At 57.2% G+C, this 20,735-nt stretch carries 13 protein-coding genes and 2 pseudogenes; 4 read left to right on the top strand and 11 right to left on the bottom strand.

Annotation, left to right across the window (positions count from 1 at the left end; translation table 11 throughout):
* Positions 1–42 precede the first annotated feature (42 nt).
* The 6 genes from BLQ92_RS12560 to BLQ92_RS12530 all read right to left on the bottom strand — a co-directional run bounded on the left by BLQ92_RS12560 (position 43) and on the right by BLQ92_RS12530 (position 10,664).
* On the bottom strand, positions 43–1,299 hold the full coding sequence (locus BLQ92_RS12560) for an alpha/beta hydrolase (RefSeq protein WP_175773185.1): 1,257 nt from the start codon (positions 1,297–1,299) through the stop codon (positions 43–45).
* 772 nt (positions 1,300–2,071) lie between these two features.
* Positions 2,072–3,670, bottom strand: a complete 1,599-nt coding sequence (locus BLQ92_RS12550) for an AcrVA2 family anti-CRISPR protein (protein ID WP_090684794.1) — start codon at positions 3,668–3,670, stop codon at positions 2,072–2,074.
* Between the two features lie 91 nt (positions 3,671–3,761).
* Entirely contained in the window at positions 3,762–4,025 is a 264-nt protein-coding gene (locus tag BLQ92_RS12545) for a PAAR domain-containing protein (protein WP_090684793.1), read from the bottom strand.
* Positions 4,026–4,074: 49 nt separating this feature from the next.
* The gene (locus BLQ92_RS12540; RefSeq protein ID WP_090684867.1) at positions 4,075–5,613 is read right to left on the bottom strand and encodes an SEL1-like repeat protein; all 1,539 of its coding nucleotides are present in this window, start codon (positions 5,611–5,613) and stop codon (positions 4,075–4,077) included.
* A 122-nt stretch (positions 5,614–5,735) separates the two neighbouring features.
* Positions 5,736–7,889 (bottom strand): phospholipase D-like domain-containing protein, encoded by a 2,154-nt coding sequence (locus tag BLQ92_RS12535; protein WP_244106561.1) that lies wholly within the window; start codon positions 7,887–7,889, stop codon positions 5,736–5,738.
* 42 nt (positions 7,890–7,931) lie between these two features.
* The gene (locus BLQ92_RS12530) at positions 7,932–10,664 is read right to left on the bottom strand and encodes a type VI secretion system Vgr family protein (RefSeq protein WP_090684791.1); all 2,733 of its coding nucleotides are present in this window, start codon (positions 10,662–10,664) and stop codon (positions 7,932–7,934) included.
* A 705-nt stretch (positions 10,665–11,369) separates the two neighbouring features.
* Here BLQ92_RS12530 and BLQ92_RS12525 point away from each other — a divergent pair.
* Positions 11,370–11,870, top strand: a complete 501-nt coding sequence (locus BLQ92_RS12525) for a hypothetical protein (RefSeq protein WP_090684790.1) — start codon at positions 11,370–11,372, stop codon at positions 11,868–11,870.
* Positions 11,871–12,353: 483 nt separating this feature from the next.
* Here the strand turns inward: BLQ92_RS12525 and BLQ92_RS12520 are convergent.
* Positions 12,354–13,366, bottom strand: a pseudogene (locus BLQ92_RS12520) (IS110 family RNA-guided transposase).
* 119 nt (positions 13,367–13,485) lie between these two features.
* On the opposite strand from BLQ92_RS12520, the gene BLQ92_RS12515 reads away from it, so the two are divergent.
* A complete protein-coding gene (locus tag BLQ92_RS12515) occupies positions 13,486–13,953 on the top strand; it encodes an NUDIX domain-containing protein (RefSeq protein WP_244106178.1) in 468 nt (155 codons plus the stop codon).
* Between the two features lie 227 nt (positions 13,954–14,180).
* On the opposite strand, the gene BLQ92_RS12510 is transcribed toward BLQ92_RS12515, so the two are convergent.
* Entirely contained in the window at positions 14,181–15,161 is a 981-nt protein-coding gene (locus tag BLQ92_RS12510) for an NAD-dependent epimerase/dehydratase family protein (protein WP_090684788.1), read from the bottom strand.
* 257 nt (positions 15,162–15,418) lie between these two features.
* Between BLQ92_RS12510 and BLQ92_RS41400 the strand changes: the two genes are divergently transcribed.
* Entirely contained in the window at positions 15,419–15,973 is a 555-nt protein-coding gene (locus BLQ92_RS41400) for a GNAT family N-acetyltransferase (RefSeq protein ID WP_090684787.1), read from the top strand.
* 203 nt (positions 15,974–16,176) lie between these two features.
* On the opposite strand, the pseudogene BLQ92_RS40650 reads toward BLQ92_RS41400, so the two are convergent.
* Positions 16,177–16,440, bottom strand: a pseudogene (locus tag BLQ92_RS40650) (transposase); the annotation flags it as partial.
* A 165-nt stretch (positions 16,441–16,605) separates the two neighbouring features.
* On the opposite strand from BLQ92_RS40650, the gene BLQ92_RS12495 reads away from it, so the two are divergent.
* A complete protein-coding gene (locus BLQ92_RS12495; protein WP_090684785.1) occupies positions 16,606–17,703 on the top strand; it encodes a porin in 1,098 nt (365 codons plus the stop codon).
* A 327-nt stretch (positions 17,704–18,030) separates the two neighbouring features.
* Here BLQ92_RS12495 and BLQ92_RS12490 read toward each other — a convergent pair whose 3' ends face one another.
* On the bottom strand, positions 18,031–18,984 hold the full coding sequence (locus BLQ92_RS12490) for a tyrosine-type recombinase/integrase (protein WP_208449352.1): 954 nt from the start codon (positions 18,982–18,984) through the stop codon (positions 18,031–18,033).
* A gap of 269 nt (positions 18,985–19,253) precedes the next feature.
* Complete coding sequence (locus BLQ92_RS12485) at positions 19,254–20,615, bottom strand: glycosaminoglycan attachment protein (protein WP_175772266.1); 1,362 nt, start codon at positions 20,613–20,615, stop codon at positions 19,254–19,256.
* Positions 20,616–20,735 lie beyond the last annotated feature (120 nt).

The following is a 20,735-nucleotide window of genomic DNA, read 5'->3' as shown; positions in this document are numbered from 1 at the left end:
GCTGCGGGCGGTCGATGCTAACCAGACCGTCGATCTTCATTTTTATTTCCATTCGGACAGCGATATGGATGTCGGGGACACCACCAGGGTGTTCTCCGTCACGCAGGCTCTGATGCGAGGGATCCAGCTTGGCTTGGCGGTGACGACCCAGTACTCGCTGTTACCGGTAGGGCCGGGATACACCTTCCATACGTCGCCCACTGGACGCTTCGGCGTTCCCGCTACGAACAGGCTCTGCAGGTCCGTGAGAACGGGCAATGCGTCTTCGATGTAGCCGTGTCCCGGAAAATCGTTGTCGAGCATCGAGACAACGCTGTCGATTCCGCTGATGTCGACCTGTGGCCTGGTACCACAACCGACTCGGGGATATTGATGGAAGAATTGCGACGCGCCTACGGCAAAGTCGTAAGGCGACAGATAAACCGTAGTTCGATCGGCTACTTGGGCGAACTCCTGCCCCATGTTTGCAAACACCTCGCGGTCCACATCCGCCGCGGCTAGCACGATTTGGCCGAAGTGGATTTTCTCTTTGTCGTAGCCGTGGAGTAGCGCGTCTACGACGCGTAGGAGAGCGCGATTTCCCATGCTATGGGCGACCACGTGGATCTTCTTTCCCGGCGCGACCTTTTTCGACAATTCCATGAAAAATTCACGCAGGAATTGTTCGCTGGCATCGACGGTCGCTTCGTCAAACGTGTAGTCTGCCAATTCGCCCCGTGCCGGCCACGAAAACATGAACATTCGATTGGGCGGTATGCCGAGATCGGCCCCAAGTTGCGCCGCGCTCTCTGCCGCGTCTTTGAAAGAGTCGTTATAGCCGTGAATGTAGACGACGATATAGTCGTCGTTCGAGCCAGCGGACGACGCGATAGCATTTGCTGCCCATCCCACGAATTCCTGTTCACTCTGGGCGGGCTCGACACGCGATATCGTCAACCTCGGGTTGGCCCCCTTCTTGAAATCGCTCCACCAGGACTCTTCCGGCTTGATCTGGTGGTGTTTGGGAATCGTCACCCATACACGCCCATAGTGAAGCGTCAAATCTCGTGCTGAACCGTACTCGGTACTCGCTTCGCCACCCGTTGCCCCAGCCGCATATATCGGTATTCGATTCGTTCCGTACAGGACGGGGTAGTCGATTGCTTGCGTGGTCGGTCCGGGATTGATCGGCGGTATCTGGACGATGTTAGACAACTCGCTTTCCGTTCCACGGTTTCCGGTAACCGACAGGCGAGTCGCACAGGCCGCCAGTATGATCACGCTCCCGAGCGTGATCAGCGCTTTAATTCCCCGTTTCATGACCGGTCCCCTTTTCTTATGGCTATACGCAGCCGGCGTGTTTATACCGCTTAGGCCGTGTGTGTTGTGTTGGATTTCCGTATTATTTAGAGGATATAAGTCCGTCAGACAGCAGACAATGTCCGTCGAATCCGCATAAACCCTTATGAGTCGGCCCTTCAGAAGCCGATCAGGCAAGCCTCCGGCGATAGACCGTGATTTAGCGAACTCCCAGAAACGATATTGATTGGGTTCGCTTTCTGGGAGTTTGCGAGTCATGCTGATGAGCACCGTCGATTTTTTCCCGCAGCCATCTCGATGCCATGATTGACCTGCGCCATCCGCTGGCGATGCGCCGTGCGACGATGGAGGAAATCGGCTACGGTACCGACATCTTCTCCCTCGATGACATCGCCGACAGCCAGCGTGAATACCTGTACTGGCTGCTGGGCGCGTGTGCGTCCGGCAGCACCGCTGTCGAGACGATTCTCGCCGAGGATGCGGCCGACCTCCTGGCGACGAAACTGCGCACACCGTTGCAAATCCAGTTGCATCTGGCGCTCGCGTTCGAGGCCGGATTCCGGACTGGCGAGAGGCCCATGTCGGCCAAGCCGGTCGAGTCGGTCCTATCCCGGCAACTGGACGACCTCGAACCGACGCTGACGCGGCACGGTTACCGCATCAAGGATCTCGTGGAGCAGTTCGACGCCAAGCCCGCCGAGATCGAGGCACTATTCGGCAATTTGCTGAAGCCGGAGCGAGGTCACAGCACATCGAAGGGATCACCTTTTCTTTACAGACCAAGGCGGTCTGGCCTCACGATCGTTGGACCAATAAATGCGAGCTTGCGCAATGACGAATTCGGTCCATGTGGTTGCATTCTGAAATGCGGTCGACGCCAGTGTCCGCGGACTTCGTGATGTACTCCGTCAGTCAACAATGAATCTGTCGATTCCCTATCGAGGATTGCAGGACCAACAATGTGCCGATCGTACAGTTGCTCGATCTGTGCGAGGCGCTCCACACGTTTGCGCTTGCCCAGACCGCTAAATTCGCGGGGGGCCTCCGAGTAGTCCCGGTCGTGAACGACATGCGCATCACGTGCAGTCAGGTAGAGAAGCATCTTGATCGCGTAATCGAGTGCATGTCGCCAGTGCTGCCTGATTTCTCCGTCGCCTGGTTGGGGCTCACTGAACGCGTCATCTAGCAACTCGCGAATGGTTTTGCCGGGATCGTCCAGCGACAGGTCCAGCGCATCGACCACCATGGACCGTCTGGCATCCGCGCTTCGCGAGCAGGTTACGACGCTAATGATGCGCGATCTGCCGTTGGCGGTTGCTTTAGTGCCCCGGAACAACGCGATCGCCTCGCTCTCGCCCGTTTGTGCCCAGCGTGATGGTTCGGGAATGATGCATAGGGTTTCGACCGGCAACTCGAGCGCGCCGATTGGCACATCGTCTGCGATATACGCCTGGTCCAGCAGCCGGTGCAGGGCGGGAGTGGGCTCGTACAGCACACCGTGCCGCTCGTCGAACGCCTGCCAGACGACGCTGTGCGAAGCATGCACAGCCAGGTTCTCCGGTGGCACGTCCTCAACTCCATGCGGCAGCAGCCGGCGTGTGATCTCAGCGTAGTCCCGAACGAGCATTGTCGGTGGATCAGTTTTCAGCATCGCGGCGAGACTGGACGGTGCGAATGCCTCGGCCTCCTTGCGGAACTCTCGCCACGCGGTGAGCGCACCGGTCGCACGATATCGCACAGAGGCGGGTAGCCGGGCATACAGAACATCATTGGTCTGGATGCTTTTCTCCAATGCAGTGACGAGCAGGCCACGCAGTTGCGTTTCCTGCTTGCGTGCCCGGTCCACCGGCTCAGGCGACCGCTCGACGAGCGGATGCTGTCTGCGTCGTTTCGGGTACTCGGCCGCAAACGCGGGATCGTGCTCGACATCGATCTGCATCGCGCCGTCGCACACGCGATGCCGGTCGTCCCAGCCAAACTCGAGGCGGATATCGGAGCCCAGCGCCATTGTTACGCCAGCTGGTGACGTTCGCATGGTTAGCCAGTCGACGAGTCCCGGGCGAATCCTTCCCCATATGTCGTCAATGACCTGATCCGCCTCGTTGCCGCCTGGGGCGCGAAGTGCGCCGGTGCTAACGAGCAGTGTGACGCCCGGGAGCACTCCCGAGCAGCGGACGGGTTTCCCGGCGAGCGCCATGGAGCCGAGAACGGCAATGGAGACCACACCTGCCGTGCTGAGGCTGGAGCCATCGCGAATCGTGACGTGTTCGCCCTCACGAAACTCTATGCTGTCATCATCAACGATCCGGGCAGGCTCGCCATGTGTTTTGCGCGGGAATTGCGCTGCGTCGGTCAGGATAGTGTCCTGCATGAAGCCCTCGATTCACACGTGATGCGGTTCCAATTGTCCGCACCATACGTGGTGAGACAAGGGGGGCGCGTGACGTTGCCGGGTCTCGTATCTACCCTATGGAAAGGGTCGTGCCGCGGCTCACGAGCGTACACCCGCACGCGGCGTGGTGGCCTTGCAGAGCGACCGGCTGACCGCCGACCATGCCAGCTTCGTCGCCTTCAGAGATGGTCTGGGTGCCATGCTCCTTGCACTCGACCGTATCGCCTTTACGGGCAATCTGCTTGCCATCGACGATGTCCGCACTCGAGCCCGTCGTAACGGAACCGCCGTGCGGGGCCAGCGTGTCGCCAACCACAATGACCTGACGAACCATCAGTTTTCTCCATCCGGTACGGGTGCTGCGTTGCGATCAACCAGTACGCTTATAAACCGATCGCGTGGATACCGGGCATGCCGGTATCCACGTTGGGGCTACCGAGATACGTCCATCGCAGATCTTCCGCAGCGATATCGATGAAACGTACACCTGGGCTAGGAAAAGCCTGCCCCTCTTCGACGAAAGCCTGTTGGTCCCATCGGTTGTACAACATCGCCAGCGGATGATCGCCAGCAACGCGGCCTTCCCATATGCCGGTTTGCGGGCAGCGTTGCCGCCCATTGCAACGCACCGGCGAAGCCGGTTGAGGAACCTCGCGCAGGAACTTGGCGTCAATCATATGTTTCAGGAAATCGTCCCGTTGCGGAGGCAAGGCATAGGCTTCACCGAGATAGTGCCACTGCACCTGGTCAGCAGTGAGCCATTCCGATGACGATACTTCGAATCGTTCGCCGGCCTGATAGCGCTCGGGGGTGTTCTTTCGGGCTGGAAGCAACTGCGCTTTATTCGCCGATGCCGGGCCGTATAGCGCAAGCCAGTAACCAGCGTGGGGCACAATCTGGCTACCCGAGACTGCAATCGTGCTCTCTGAGAGCGGGGATACGGCGTAACCGTGCGGGATGAATTCGCGCCCTTGCTGGGCTGCACCCTGCTGTATCTTGGGCGACGGTGCCACAGCCTTTGCAGCGTCAATCAACGTTTGCACGTTGCCGTCCCACTTGGGCAGCGGAGTTGGAGGCAGCGGGAGCACCTTGTCGAGGTTCGGGAGTTTGAGCCGTCCTTGATAGTGTTCGAGGGATCTACTGATTGCGCGATACCTGTCGGCTCTGGCCTTATCGATGCTGCCAGGCAGGTTCCGACCATTGGTCAAGTTAAATCCGTCAAACTCAATGGATAACTTGCTGGCACACTTTGCGCTTCCCAATTTCACCCCTTCATGGAGAACAGTTAGTGCACGAAGCTTTGCGTCTGCTGTTCTCGGTCGTGCATAGACGAACCCCAGTTCTTCAGCGGCATCTCCGTAGCCCTGTGCCAGAGCACATTCCAGCATTTGCGTAGCAATCGGAAGATTGCCCCAGAATTCTCCGTCTGGGTCATCGTGTGTGGCATCAAGTTTCTCCGCAAGAAATGTCATTGCGGATGGACTGCCCATGTCCGCGGCTTGCTGAAAGAAAGCATAGGCGCTGGTTGCGTCGCCGCCCTTGATCATTCCGTTTTGATGGTACGTGCCCATCATGTCATATGCATCGGGAACGCCCAACCGCATTGCCTTCTCAACCCATTCAATCGCGGCTTCGGGGTCATGTTGAGGCACACCTGGATAGCTGCTTAGAATCAAAGAGGCGAGATTGAGCATGGCTTTCCAGTGACCGCGATCAGCGGCCTGCATGTATAGCTGATAGATCTTTGGATAGTCACGTTTTTCGTAGTAAATGTCCGGGTTGTCAAGTGCTAACGCTTGCTGAAACCACAATTCGGCCTGCGGATCAACCGGTGGTACGTGCTGATCCTGATAGACGCAGGTGAAAGTTGTGCGGTGAGGGTTGAACAGTGGCAGTTTTTCGTAGCGTGGAAGATCAGACATGGCAACTTTGTGCTCGATGGACGATGTTGGTAGCAACTCCGCGTGGACACTCACGGCGAATACACACAAGGCAATCAAAATGGTTCTGCAGAGGGCCGCGATCGGCATCAGATCGACTCCGTTTAGGCGGTACTAGAGACGTTGGTAGGCGACGGCACATCAATTTGTGCATGCAATACGGTCTTCGCCCGGCGGTCAATGAACGGAAGAATGAATCCCTGCATTTGTTCCTTGGCTTCTTTCCGAATATCGTTGTTGTCTTTCATTCGCCCTTCCCAAGTGTCGTACACCGCTGGCACCTGATCACGATCCCCGCTACCGGCGGTGGCCGTGCCCGAAAGCAAGGAAAACACCCGCTCGCGAAGACCTGCTGCCCACTTCTGTCCTGTCGCTGCAAGATTGATCTCACTGTCGACGGACATACTGCGTTGGTTCATGTTCGCACTCCCCACTGTCACGAAGACGTCGTCAATTAGCATCAACTTCGCATGGATGTAGATTTCGCGGTAGGCCATCACCTGATTGGCCGTCATGCCGCTGGTACGTAACCGCGCGATACTGACTTTCAGACCAATCGTGTCTTGCAACTCCTGCGCGCTTTCAGGATGGAATGTGTTTTCGCCCTTGTCATTCGTGTACTTTTCCTTCGTCTTGCCCTTGTCCGACAGGACGCTTTCGTCCTTCCAGGCATCGCCATGACCTAGTTCGGCCATCGTGTCGTAGGTGCGCGGGACCATCCCCGGGTCCTGCGGATGTGGTGTGACGACGAACAGGTGTAGCATCGGCGCGTCCTGCTGCGGTTTGTTCGCCAGCTTCGCCCACGCATCGTGAAATTTCTGTCGCTCCTGCTTCAGGTGCCGTGCAAACTCAGGATAAAAGAAGTACTGGTTCTCCATGTAGATGTAGTTGCGGGCGAAACTGGTTGCCTGCAGGTAGACCTTCTTGATGTTCTTCTCGTGCTCATGTGGCTGGGTACGCACTATCTGCACGCGATATGCGGGATCGTCCGGCAGGCTCGGAATCTTCGATGGCAGACTCGGCAGTTCGTGTTTCTGCCATGCGTCAGGGGCGAACGGTTTCCAGCCGCGCTCGAAATTCTGGTGCAGCCGCTTCAACGCCTTACCGATCACGAGGCATGCATAGTCCTGGTACGGATTCGTGTGCTTGTACTCGGCCTTGCTGAGGGGGCCAGCCGGGTCCTGCGTTTCCTGCTCATGTTTCAGTTCGGCCTGAACATTGGCGGGGGTCCACTCTTCCCGTAGCGGATCATCGATTTCGTGAGCGGTTCTGTCCCAATAGTCTGTCACCGAGTTCAGGCCCATCACATAGCCGACGGCCTTGCTGCCATTATCGTAGTTGTAGTCGATAAGGATCGGCTTTTGATGGTGCGTCGGATAATTTTCAAGCAGACCTTTCTCACTCGTTCCAATCAACGTCTCTTTGGGACCCTCGGTGTATGTGCTGGGCGCATCTTCTTCCTTCGGGGCTGTGGTAATGAGCGTCTTGACGTCATCGCTCGCAATGCTACGCAGGACAATCTGCAATCGTTGATTCTTCGTCCGGATGCCGCTTCGTTTGCCGTCGAGCTTGTCTTCGCCGTCGGGCAGGTTTCGCTTCCACCAGTCAACGCAGTACTGGTTTCGCATCGAATTCGCGTAAGGGGGATCTTGCTGCACTGCTTTTTCCCCTGGGCTGGTCCAGCCAACTGGAACGTCCGTGAACCCCGGCATGCTGTTCTGGATCCTCGACCCGTATGGGTCGAACCAGATCATCAACCGTACGGTGACAGGATTTTCCTTACGTTGGGTAATTTCTTCAAGCAGTGCGCCATAGACGACCCCGCGTGGCCAGACACCGGAAGGCGGTGGGGAGGCTGTGCAGACGGCATCAGACTCACCGCCAGGTTGTGCGGGGTTGATGACGTCAGGTATTCCAGCACTGCCGAGGACAGCCTTGTCGAGATCAATTGTTCCCATTTTCGGGTATGGGGCTCCGACACCAGCAGGTGCTGTGGCGCCGCGCCAGATCTCCATACCGGGATCAAAACCCCAGCAACAGATGTCGACGGTTGCACGCGCCGCCATGATCTTGGAGGCTATCGACTGGAATCCTTCCTCGCCGCAGACGAAAAACTCTAGGTCATTGCCGGTGGTCGGTTTGACATCATCGTCTACGCCTGTTTCAAGAAGCCATTGAACGGAGCCCTGCGCGCTCCTTCCGGCTTCGTCGATGGCGACGTCCATCGGGTTATGGGTTTCGAGAGGAAGCTGTGCCACGTTCTTTTTCCCTGGTTGTTTTGAAGTGCATCGATATCCGGCTCAGGCCAAACGCTCGCCGCGATTGCTTCGCTGGTCAACATGATCGGGGTCGCCCTGAAGCGCGTCTTTCACTTTCAGATCGAATTGTCCGCCGTTGGCAAGTTTGACCTGATACGCCGGCGTACCGGGCTGATGATCCTTTACCACTACCCTGCCGAATTCGTCCGTGACACCCTCACCAATCTTTGCGCCACCCTTGTACAGTTCGTACGGCTCGCTCACGTACTGATGTGCCTCACCCGGCAGCGCTCCCAACGCGAAATGTAGTTGTTCTTTCTCTGGCGGTAGTGCGGGGATGTTCGGCGTGCTCACGCTGTCCGGTCCAACGAACGTGCGGCTGGCCGAATGCACTTCGAAGCCGCCCGACGTACCGCTCTTGATCTGTCCAGCTGTCCAGCGGGTATAGCTGCCACCGCCGTTGACCTCGACCTCCTGCTGCGCGCTGATGGTGATCTTGCTGGCCGTCACTGTCACATTCAGCTTTGCCAGCAGGTTGATGCTGTCCTTCAGCGCCTTCACATCGATATCGCCTGCCGCAGCAACGAGTCGCATGCCCGCCTCGGCGACGAACAGACGCAGCGCTTTGCGCGCACTGGCGAAGAAGCCGCCGCCAGTACTCACCGATACGTGCTCACCGGTCGTAATAGAGGTGGTCTTCCCGCTGCTTAGGTGAATCTGCTCCGGCGTACTGGTGGCTATTCCCGCAGGACTTGCCGCCACCAGATGTGGCTGCTCGAACTGCTTCAATGCACCGCCGCCCTGGATCGCCTTCGCCTGTGCTTTCAGGGAGGCGGCCGCAGCCTTCTGTTCGCCATCCTGTGCCCCAGCCGACTGGGCCGACTGCGCCAGACTCGTCGCGGTATCCAGCGCGTTGGCCAACTGGAGGTTGACCTCGTCAACGCTGAATGCGTCGCCGGACGCGCCGGGGCGGGGGTGGGTCGTCAATAGCAGCCCGCGTGCGCCACGCATCGCTGCGTGTCCGTCGGTGCGCAGCTCGACGCCTTCACCCCGTTTCTCGCCGCGACCGGCTGGTTCGCTCACGCGCGTGAGGTACCCCGCGTGGAAGCCCGATTCGAGGTGATCGCTCCGGATCTGCGTCTGCACCTGCCCGGTCGTATCATCCTTGAGCCAGACATTGTTCTGATCGCCGCCGATTTCCTTACTCACGAACCCGGACAACACGTGCTGCCCCGGGAGGTTCCACTGTGGCCGGTTCGCGCCGTTCCCAACGCGCGCCGTGATGATCGGCCTGTCCGCATCGCCGTCGAGAAATGACACGACCGCCTCGTCGCCGATTCTCGGCAACTGGATGCCGCCGAAGCCAGCGCTCGACCACGGCTGTGCGACGCGCATCCAGCAGGAACTGCGCTCGTCACGCTGGCCGATGCGATCCCAGTGAAACTGCACTTTCACGCGGCCCAGTTCATCCGTATAGACCTCCTGTCCACGCGGTCCCACCACGGTTACCGTCTGCAACTGCATGACCGGCTTGTGATGTTCGAACGGGCTGCGATACGGCACCGACTTGCGCTGAGTCTCGATCTCGACAAGGAAAAAGCCTTCGGAGCCATCCTGATGCGGCACGCGGAACGCCTTATCACCTTCACGGGCCGCATGGGCTTCGACTAGCCGTCCTTGCAGACTGTGTGGAAAGTTCGCATGGTGGCTCGATACCGGAATGTTGTTCTCTACGAACCACACCGTTTCGATGACCGCGAACTGCCGTCTGTCGGCCGAATCGCGGTCGTGCTCCGGGTGTCCGACCAGTTCGAACCATCGGCCGGCATCGATCCCGCGCACGCCCCCGACACCATAAAATCGCTTACCACGCGACTCCCATTCCTCCATGCGGATTTTGGTCAGATGGTCGCCACGGTCCTGCTTCAGGTACGTATAGGGTCCGGTATACTCGTATGCCTCCAGCTGCTCGGACAACTCGTGCGATAACGTCGGCACATTGGTGCCCTTCGGATTGGCGACGGAGGATGGACTTTTGTAGTCGAAGGTACGCGTCGTAAGGACCGCGCTATGAAGGGACCGCATGCTCGACCACTGAGTCAGCCCGTCGATCTCGCCATTTGTACCGGAGCGGTAAAAGTGAACCATCCGCGTGGCGAGTGGCTCGAAGGTGTCCAGACGGTCCGTGATTATCAAGGTGTGCGACTTGCCGTCTTCACCCTGCTTCCACGTGCCGAACAGTCCTTCTTCCTCCATCAGTCGATGGACAAAGCTCCAGTCATCCTCGTATTGCGTACAATACGATCTTGGTGGCAAAGGCTTGGAGAGCGCGAACCTGAACTGGCCTTTCGCTTGGGGATGAGCGTTGAAGATGTCGCTCAGGATTTCGTCCACAGGTTTGTCCTGCCAGATCCGCTGATCGCGGCGGAATTTCAGGAAGTACATCCATGATGCGAAGCTGATCTGGTAACTCGTGAGGGTGCCATCCGCGCCAAGCCGGCGTGCGGCGTGCACATAGCCATGATGCGGCAGGTAGCTCTTATCGGTCTGCTCGAGCCACAGTGTGACCGGCTGGGCGATCAGTTTCTTGAGTTCGATATCATTCTTCGTCGAGACAAGATCCACCGTGAATTCGAAATGGCGCCCGATACGCGAGCGGCCGTACACTCGCTGCGGCAACAGTACGTTGCTGGCAAAGGGCGTATCAAGTTTGACCAGCCGGTCCTGCTGGATCAAACCACCCTGAATCGCTTTCGCGATGTCCTGCGCACCCATTGCCATCCCCTTCCCGAATTATGCGTTTTGGATTATCTGTATTTAAACGGTGTTCTTATGTCGGATTCTACAGACTATAAAAAGACAGAATGTTAATGAAGTTGAAACAAAGGGTAATTTTCTCTGGAAGGTGGCGCTCAAAATAATCAGCCGATCCTTCAAGTACACGAGACCGAATTTGTCAAGGCAGCCAGCGGCGTATCACTGCGCTTTCCGAACGATCGGCATGAGATTGGGCACAGTTCTACGCGGACCTGATCTCTTTTGGGCATGGGAGACGACGTCTGCGCAATGATGCTTGACTTGGCCCGCGGTTACACAAGCCGTGAGCCGTGGCGCTGTAAATACGGCCGCAAAACTCCAGCCGCGAAATCTCTGCGCTAAAGATAGACGGCGTCAAGCCATTGTCGTCAGAGTGAGTATCCATTCAGCATCGGACCAGGTTCGGCCAGGAAGAGACGGTCGATGGGCTGGGCAGAATTGATGACAATCCCCTTCTGCGTAGGTGCATGCGGCGCGGGGTCTGTCATCGAAAGGTCGGCTCTATTAGGTTGCGGAGCGCGTAATACATGTAACGGACAATCGAAAATCTATTTAGCATATCTGAGAAATCAATGCCCAAAGACGGTTGTTGAAAAATAATGTCTGCTGCAAACTTCGAACCTCACAGCAAATCATCAGGCTCAATATTGGGTCATCAGGAATATGCAAAATCTTGCGGGTGCGACAGTCAATTCAATAGGCCTGAAAGCTCAGATGGTTTTGATAGCGCTGCAAGTCTTGCAGGTTGCCTTTCTGTGGTTCCACGACTGGATTCCGCTCGGTCGCTTAAACGACGTCCGAGCAGTACGCAGCCAAGACACGCTACAACGTCTCATATTGGTTACGCTTATCCAGAGCGTGCCTTGGACCATAGGCTTGGTCTTTAGCGGCCTGTATTTCGGCCAGTCGTATCCGGATTGGCTCGGTAGTTGGTTGAGGGGTACGTATATTGCCCTCTTCCTAGGTGAACTCTACGCATGGTGGGTTCCTTACCTTGTCCGGGCCGATGCAAAGCGCGCCGCACGCTATCAGCTCATGTTCGGCAACACGCACTCGTTCCTACCGTTACGTAACGGAATCGTCCCCAACACCTTGCATGTCGTCCTACATGTTTCGACGGCCGCGACGCTGGTTACGTTGTTTGCTTTCTTCGACGGCAATTGATCGCCTGAAATGCGCGTAGGGCACAGGTCGCTGTCCGGCCCACAAACGGTCAGTCGACGCAGGACCACGAATCGCTGACACCCATTAGCGGGCCCGGTGTCAAGTGAGCAAACAACACCTTCGACTGCCTGAGCAGCCGATTTCGATTGCACTGACCGAATGCAGTAGCCGAGCGCACCCGTTTCTTCGATTCATGGCTGCGACGGATCGCGCCAGACACCCATCAGGCTCAAGCGATCGGCGTACATCGGTTGCCTGTCGCCCTGGTGGCTCTGCCACCCCAGAAGAACGTTGGTGCCGCAACACGTCCAATGAATTCGCACAATACTCGTGGTTGCCAAACGTCCGGCACCAATCCAGGTCGGGCTCGCGTTGCAGGCGATCCGCTTTACTGCACATCGGGGACGACGGCACGGCATCCCATTCAATTGGGTGGCTTCTCGCCAGTCAGCGATTAGGGCTTGCCGGTCGCCGTCGTAACTCTTATGCGAAGCAGCGGTTGACATCAAATGGTTTTCGCTCCTTCAGCATGTGGAAGCACGCACGGGCGAGCTTGTGGGCCAGTGCCTTGCGTGCGACCACTGAATTCGTCCTGGCTTTCTTGCGCTCGTAGAACTGCCTGGCTTCGGCGCTAAAGTGCATCGCGAAGTTGGCTGCTTCGATGAATGCCCAGCACAGGTATGGATTTCCGTTTCTGGTATTGCCTTCGCTTTTTTTCTTGCCGTTGCTCATGCGCTGGCTGTCCACGCACCGCGCGTAGGAGGCGAAGTTGCCGGCGCTGGCGAAACGTTCGATGGTCCCGGTTTCCAGCACGATCACAGTGGCAAGCGTCTGGCCAATACCGGGCACCGTGGTCAGGAGGGCATAGTCTGCGTGTGTCGTGACTTTTTCCTGAAGACGCTTTTCCACGATGGCAATCTGTGCCGAGAGGGTCGTGATGACCGCGACGTTCGCGCGGACCGCGAGTGCCACGTCCTCCGGGAGGTGCAGTTGGTCGACAGCGGCCTCGTCCAGTTGCTTGACCCGATTGCTCGTGATTCGCGTGCCGTACTGACGCGCCGTTGTGTTCTCGACCGCGAGGATGTGGCTGGTGCGGCTGCGTACCAGTTGCATGCGTTTGCGGGCCAGGTCGCGCACCTCCCGGTGCTTCGCCGGCAGGATGGTGCCGGTAGGCAGGATGCCCAGGCGCAGCAGGTGGGCCAGGTAGCGCGCGTCGGTCTCGTCACCACTGTGCTTGAGCCCATCGTATTTTTGATCGCCGTGGTGTTGGCCAGATGTACCACGAAGCCGGCCGCCTGCAGGCCGTCGACCAGCCAGTACCAGTTGTATGTGGATTCGACCACGATGCCTGCCAGCTCAGCTCGCCACGGGGCAAGGAACGCCAGAACCCTTACGAGGTCGTTCGGCAGCCGCTTTTCGGCGACCACGCGGTCCATTTCGTCAATCACACTCACCACACTGTTGTTCGAATGCAGGTCAATGCCGCTATAGTTCATGATGACCTCCTACCGGTTAAAGCGGTTTTGGCAAACTCACTTTAACCCCGTCGCCCGGCAGGGCGGCGGCAGGAGGTCCGCTAGGTGATTTTCAATCGGACAACTACGAACTCATGGGGGTGAAAGTGTCGCTGCACGTTGATAACGAAACCTACATCAATTGGCTGAGGAAAAAGGTTGGTAGCGATTTGCTATTGAGTCCCTCCGTTGCAGCCGTGATTCACGATAACGAAGGCAAACTGCTCCTTCAGGAAAAGTCGTCAGGTGAGACATGGAGTTTGCCAGCCGGCGGAATTGAACTGGGAGAAAGCCCGCAAGAAGCAATCGTCCGGGAGGTAATGGAGGAGACCGGATATGCGGTTCGAATTCACAGTATTCTCGGCGTGTTCGGCGGCCGATCGTTCCGATACACATATCCAAACGGCGACCATGTTGAGTACGTAGTGACGCTGTTTCAATGCAAAATCATCGGCGGCTCCGCGGTGCCCAGCGATTCCGAAACCAAGTCCACCCAATATTTCGGAAGGTGCGATATGCCGGAACTCGCACTGCCATATCCGAAAGACGATTTGTTTCGCGCATTCTAAGAATGCCGTCGAGCGACCGCACCGACTGGTAGAGCCCGGATTCAACCTAAGCGGCCCTTCGATGGAGCCGATTGTCTGCTCACGAGTTTCGATCTACGTATGCCCATCGCATGGTCCATGCACGCGGCCAGCTTCGGTCGTTCGATACCACCGCCGAGATCGGCGACCATCTGTACCGGACGGCAATGGCTCAGCGCTGTCCCTCAGAACGGGCGAGGAAATGTCGCCTAGAAGCCACCAAAGCGCGCAAGCGTTGCTTGTTCCTTCTCCGAACTTAGCGTTTTGACCCGCAAGGGCGATTCTTTAACCTCGCCGGTCGCGCGGCTCCAATCCCGGGTGTCCTTGATGGTTTGAGCCAGAGGTCTGAATTCGAGTCCGTGCGCTATTGCACGGCGATTATCAGCGTAGAAAATTCCTCCGGCGGCGACATCGCTTTCAGCGAACCAGAGAGGAAGTTCGGTCCATCCTTCGATGCCAGCAGCGAGTACCTGCTCGTCTGTGAGCCAATCAAGCTGCGCTGTGCTTTGTGAGACTTCGATGCACTGATCGAGGAACTGTTTCATCGTCAACGTTGATTCTGGGCCAACCGCATTGAAGATGGCATTTAACTTATCTTCGGCCATTTGCACCGACCACTCGGCAAGGTCTCGTGCATCGATGAACTGAATCGGGCGATCGAGACGCCCGGGGACAAGTACATGGCCACCCGCGTCAAGACGGCGAATCCAATACGTGAATCTATCGGTGGGATCGTGAGGACCAGCGATTAAGCCTGGCCTTAGAATCGCGACGCGCCCTGGCATAGCGGCCTGAATTGCGGTTTCCGTCCTCGCCTTCAGCGCGCCATAACCATCATTGCCTGAAAGCAAGACGGCGTCTTCGTCATAGCGGACGCCGGGCCGGAAGCTACGATATGCAGATATGGTAGAGATGAACGTGTAGTGTTCCGGAGGCACCTTGAGGGCAGAGAGTACAAGGTCGATTTGCTCGGGGTTATACGCCGAGGGGTCGATTACGGCGTCAAATTGTCGGCTCGCCAAAGTCGACAGATTCGAATTCCGGTCACCGACGAGGTGTTCAATTTCAGGAAATAATGCAGGATTTTCTCGGCCTCGATTGAACATCGTTACGTCATGTCCACGCTTCAGAGCCGCTTCAACGATGTGGCGACCAAGAAAGAGCGTGCCTCCCACCACTAGAATTCGCATCTGGGCTCCATATCCGGTTCGATAATCCGAAAACTTAACACACCAAACTTCCGCGTTCGGCTTGGTAACCGAATGGCGGCTATCGAGAACGCTGGATGTCTCTAGCGGGTCGCGCGCTGCCGATCGCAGCCTGGCGCGGTTGAAGCTGCGTATGCCGATTGCATGAGACGTCACGCGGCCAGAAAGCGACGTTCGACATCCGGTCCTGGATTGGAGACAATCCGAGCTTAGGAAATGGACGCTAGCAAGGGACCGGGATGGAGGATCGAGTTGAGCTACTGACAGAGCGCCTGCGTTTGCGTCGCGCGCGACAAGGTGATGCACCAGTCCTATTCAAGAATTACACGGGAGCCCAGAATTGCACACGCTTCCTGCAGCGGCGCGCCCATGAGGATGTCGCCCGCACCGAGACGATGCTCGAACAGTGGTGCATCACAGCTTGGGATGAAGCTGGTGCGCCATTTTCCTGGGTCATTAGCACACTCGACGATGATGATCCGATTGGCTTATTTGTCGTAATCCCAGAGGGACACAAGACCGAAATCCACTTTGGAATCGGCAAGCGGTTCTGGGGACGCGGCCTAGCAGTCGAGGCTGGCCGGGCCGCTATTTCGGCACTATGGCGCTGGCCCAACGTCCAAAGAATCTGGACGGTGTGTGATGTTGAAAACACGGGCTCAAGACGAGTTTTGGAGAAACTGGGATTTCAGTGTGAGGGGACGTTGCGGAAATGGTTGGTGCTTCCAGCGTTCGGGAATCGGGCGAGAGATTGCTACGTATTCTCCAGCATGTCCCGCCGCGGAGTTGAGTAGCGTTTTGCAACGCCGACGTCTCAGACCGAGTTGAGATTGACCCGGTTCAACGGACAGATTTGCAGTTGGGTTTAGTGTGATGTTGAACCTCCGGGGAGTGTTGAGTCGCGGGTTGTCCACGGCCGGGCGGCGGGTCGCCTGTCACGACCATGGCGCTGCCCGGCGGTGGGCAACCCGCGCGGCGATGACATTTGATCCTGCGAATGCAGGTTTTCGAATTCGAGCGGCGAGCAATAGCCGATACTGCTATGCAGGCGGCGTATGTTGTACCAGCCCTCCAGAAACCAGAAGATGCGTGCGCGGGCCTGCTCGTGGGTCGCGAAGTGTTCTCGCATCAGCAGCTCCGTCTCGAGCGTGCCGAAGAATGATTCGCACATGGCGTTGTCATAGGCGTCGCCGGCCGTCCCCATTGACGGCTGCACGCCAGCCTCGCGGCAACGCCTCCCGAAGGCAATGGACGTGTATTGGATGCAACACGCCAGCACGTGGCGTGCATTTTTTACGGTCCGCTGCGACGCAATATGCGTGCGGCATAACCCTTTGCGGGAAATCTTGGTGAAAGATTGTCACGGTACAATCCCACCCGAAAATTAAACGGTCAGACGGTATAGCTATAAAAACACGGGGTGCCAATGAGAATTAAAAAGTATCTTCTCCTTCCGACGCTAGGCGTCCTTACGAGTATCGCCCACGCGCAAAGTAGTGTGACTCTCTATGGATCGATTGACGAAGGTTTTCAATACACAAGCAATGTCGGCGGACACTCCATCTACGCTCTGGTAAGTGGAGTGCAGCAGCAAGGCGATCGATGGGGCCTAAAAGGACAGGAAGATCTGGGTGGCGGCGTGAGTGCGCTCTTTCTGCTCGAAAACGGCTTCAGCCTGAACAACGGTACAGCACTTCCGAACGGACAGATGTTTGGTCGCCAGGCATACGTTGGCATCACCTCGGACAACATTGGTGGGGTGACGTTCGGGCGACAATATGATTCCGTGGTCGATTACGTCGCCCCGCTGACTGCGACCGGGACTTGGGGCGGTGCACTTTTCGAGCACCTTTTTGACAACGACAATACCGGAGAATCCTTCCGGATTGATAACTCGGTGAAATACACGAGCGCGAATTACTCGGGATTGCAGTTCGGTGGCCTCTACGGTTTCAGCAATCAGGCGGGGGCGTTCGCGGATAACCGCGCGTGGAGCGTCGGCGCGAAGTACGTGAATGGTCCACTGGCGGCCGGTGTGGCGTTCATGGATATCGACAATGCGAGCGCCAACACCAGCGGTGCCGTTACAGGATCGCCATATGATTCCGCCCAACAACGCGTCGCTAGTGCAGGCGCAAACTACACGATCGGAGCCGCCACGCTCGGCCTCGTGTATAGCCACACTGAAATCGTCGACCGTCCGACGATCCCCGTGAGTACACTGAAATTCGACACCATTGAATTTAACGCGAAAGTTAGCCTTACGGCACAGTGGTTCGTCGGTGCGATGTACAGTTACTCGAACGTGTCTAACGTATTTTCGACAGACCGCTCCTCCGCACATCAGAACCAACTCGGGCTGATGGCTGACTATCGGTTGTCCAAGCGCACCGACTGTTATTTGCAGACGGTCTACGTAAAAATGTCAGGCCCGAACATTCTTCCGCTGATTGGCGACAGTGGCGGTGAATCATCAGCCAACAATCAAACAGTGGCGCGAGTCGGGATCCGCACATCGTTCTAAGCGGATCGGCGCAGCAACGTGAGCCCCGCAGACTTGCGCCTGCGCAGAGCTGACTCAAACGCAGGGGGCAACGCCCGGGGGATGCGTAGGCTAAAGGCAAAAAATTAGAACCTTCCCCCGTGTTGCCCATCGACCGCTGCCAGCACTTCGCGCCCTCCTCAGAGGCCGCCGTGCGATAAGTCCTACGGCGTCCGCGAGCGTCTCAAGTTGAGTCCGTGAGCAGACGGTCGTCGGCTTTGCCCCGATGACTCAAACGGGTCGACTTGCGACGATCGATCTCAACGACGTGCCGAGATCGAATCTGGTCGTGGGTGGCCGATGTGATTGCTAATACGATACCTTGAAAGTAGGCGAGTCCTCGGGGCGGCTCTTGCGCCGGTCATAGAGGCGGGTCGTCGCGATGTTCGCGTGGCCTAGCCACTCCTGCACCTTAGCAATGTCGGCTTCGTGTTCGAGCGCGTTGGTGGCGGCGGTTGCGCGCAGGCTGTGCACGCCGAATCCGTCAACGCTGATCTTCGCCTGCTGAGCATAGGCGAGTACGCATTTGTAGACCCCATCGGCAGTGATTGACGCACCGGTCTTGCGCACAGGCTGGAACAGCGGCGCATCCGTTATTGCGCCGTGTCCGGCCATTTCCAGATAGGCGTGAATACGTTCGGCGCTCGCCGGATGCACCGGCAAGTAGCGAATTTTGTTCCCCTTCCCGTGTATTCGCAGATGCGGCACGCCGCGTCGGTCGTGAATGTCGCGAACTTTGAGCAAACACAGCTCTTCGCGGCGCAGGCCGTGGCACAGCAGCACGGCGATCATGGCGCGGTCGCGCTTGCCCTTGAGCGTGTCGGGATCCGGCGTATCGAGCAGCGCGCGGGCTTGATGGTCACCTAGCGCAGGTGTTTTGCCTTCGTTATTGTTTCCGCGAGGTCTTTTCACGCCGGCGACGGGATTCAACGAGACCGCGTTGCGTTCGCACAGGTAGTCGAACAGCGACGACAGTGCGGCGAGCTTGCGCCGGATCGTCGCGCCGGATAGCTGGCGAGCTTCGAGATGCTTGCGCCAAGCGAGGACGTGCGCGCGCGTGACGGTGCGAAAATCGGTTGCCTGCGCGATGCCGATGAAGTTCATGAAATCGCGCAGGTCGATCTGATATGCGCGTCTAGTTCGGGCGTTGTCGATGTTCGCAAACCACTCTTTCTCGGGCGGGACGTTCGCGAGCTGGTGGAATTCGACGGCAGTGAGGGATCGGGGTGGCTCTTGATGCGTGGGAATTAAACTGTTTGACACGGGTTTTCCTTTTTTCTCCGTGCCGTGCGCAGTTGAATGGATTAAAATCGGTTATTCTTTTAATTCGACTGGCAAAGTTGGTGGTATTAACGGTGGCGCACGGCTATGCATAATGTATTTTATCAATAGTCGATAGCCGACTGTACTTCAGCTAACTTTGACGCAGCAGCGTGTCGGAGTCACGAGTCTGGAACAGTTGTAGGCGTCGATTCGCTGCGTTGATGGTGAGCCAAACGAAACATCAGCGTTTCATGGTCGACGCTCGACGCCTATTCCTTACCAAGAAGGTTCATCGTAAGCGAGGCATAGGGGTGAAATTCCGGCAAGGTACTGAGGATCTGGCCGTCTCGGAACCTGTGGTGTGCGATGGTCGGAAATAACTCTTCTGGAACGGGATGCAGCGCGTTGGGATTATGGAACATCGACAGACCTTCCGCCCAGGTCTCGCTTTGGGTTTCGTCTACGATGTACTTAAACGGCCGGGGCAAGTGGGCGTTTGGATTGTGATCGTAGTGTGTGCCAATACGTACCATGACGTGACCTGGTACCTTGAAGCCGGCCTGCCTGCCCAATCTGTTGAACTTTGAGATCGTGCCGCTCGCCGAAAAGAGTACTGCACTGATGTGCTCGGCGTCAGCCTGGAAGAAAAAGCCCGACGGGATCTCTTTGTTGCCGACCTTGTGCTTCTCGATCTTCAACGGCGTGATTACCAGTTGCCCGTTCTCATCGAAGTGGAAGTCGTGACGAACAGCGTAGAGGTAGTCGATAAGCGCAGTCGATGTCCACATCATCGACTGGTCGTCATGGAAGTCAGCGATGGCAAAGACCAGCGGCAGACCTTTGACGTGGTCCAACTCCCAGTAACGTTTCTGGAGCTTGCTGAAAAGCGGGCTCCCGAAGCGGATCGGAATTTCGTGTTCCCGACGGCGTAGCACTTCCTCGTGATCGCGCGGCAGACTTATTTCGGTTTTGAAGTATGAGACCGGCCTATCGGTACGACGGCCAACGATAGTGGCTTCGATCGCGACGGACTTACCGTACTTCTTGACAAAAAAATCAGGGCGATCGTGCTCACGCTCGATGAAAAGCTGTTCCTCAACCAGATAGGAATGCAGGTATAGCTCCCACAGCCTCGCATCGAAACCCGTTGTCTGAAACTGCTCGACGAAATTTCCATCTACATCGACGTAGTGCGGCATGATCTCTGCAATCAGACGACGTGCCGGAGCAAACGCTTTGCTTTGGCAAAGCCTAACAAAACTGGGATGTAATTTCCCGGGCGGGACAATTGGCGTAAAGAGGTCAAGAGGCCTGGTATTTTTCCCATCGCCCTGCGGAAACGTGGTCTGCTTGTCACGGCCATGCCACGCCATCGCCCGCTGGATCCAAGCTTCAGCGTCCTCCTTCGTAGGGAGGCTCGACTCAACGTCAATGCACCGAAACCGCCCCATTTCGTCTCGCCCCAGCACAACACCCACGTAGTCACCATCCACCGTATCGAGCAGCAGTGTTGCCAGCAGTGTCTCGTCGTCGTTGGCAAACCAGTCAAGTTCCTGACTCACGTACGCCGCCGCCGGACTACGTGTGTGCGCCGCCAATGCGTTAAATTTTTTGATGTCGATGCGTCGCATGCCCATGTCGCCTAGACCAGCCAATACAGTAAAGGAACTAGCTTCCGCGCCGCACGGGCACGATGCCGCTTGGTCGCCAGTCTGAGATCAGACTGGCAGTTCGGGAGTGTGGCTGTCAGT

Source organism: Paraburkholderia phenazinium, assembly GCF_900100735.1.
GTDB classification, from domain to species: Bacteria; Pseudomonadota; Gammaproteobacteria; order Burkholderiales; family Burkholderiaceae; genus Paraburkholderia; species Paraburkholderia phenazinia.
This window is presented reverse-complemented; position numbering and strand designations above follow the sequence as displayed.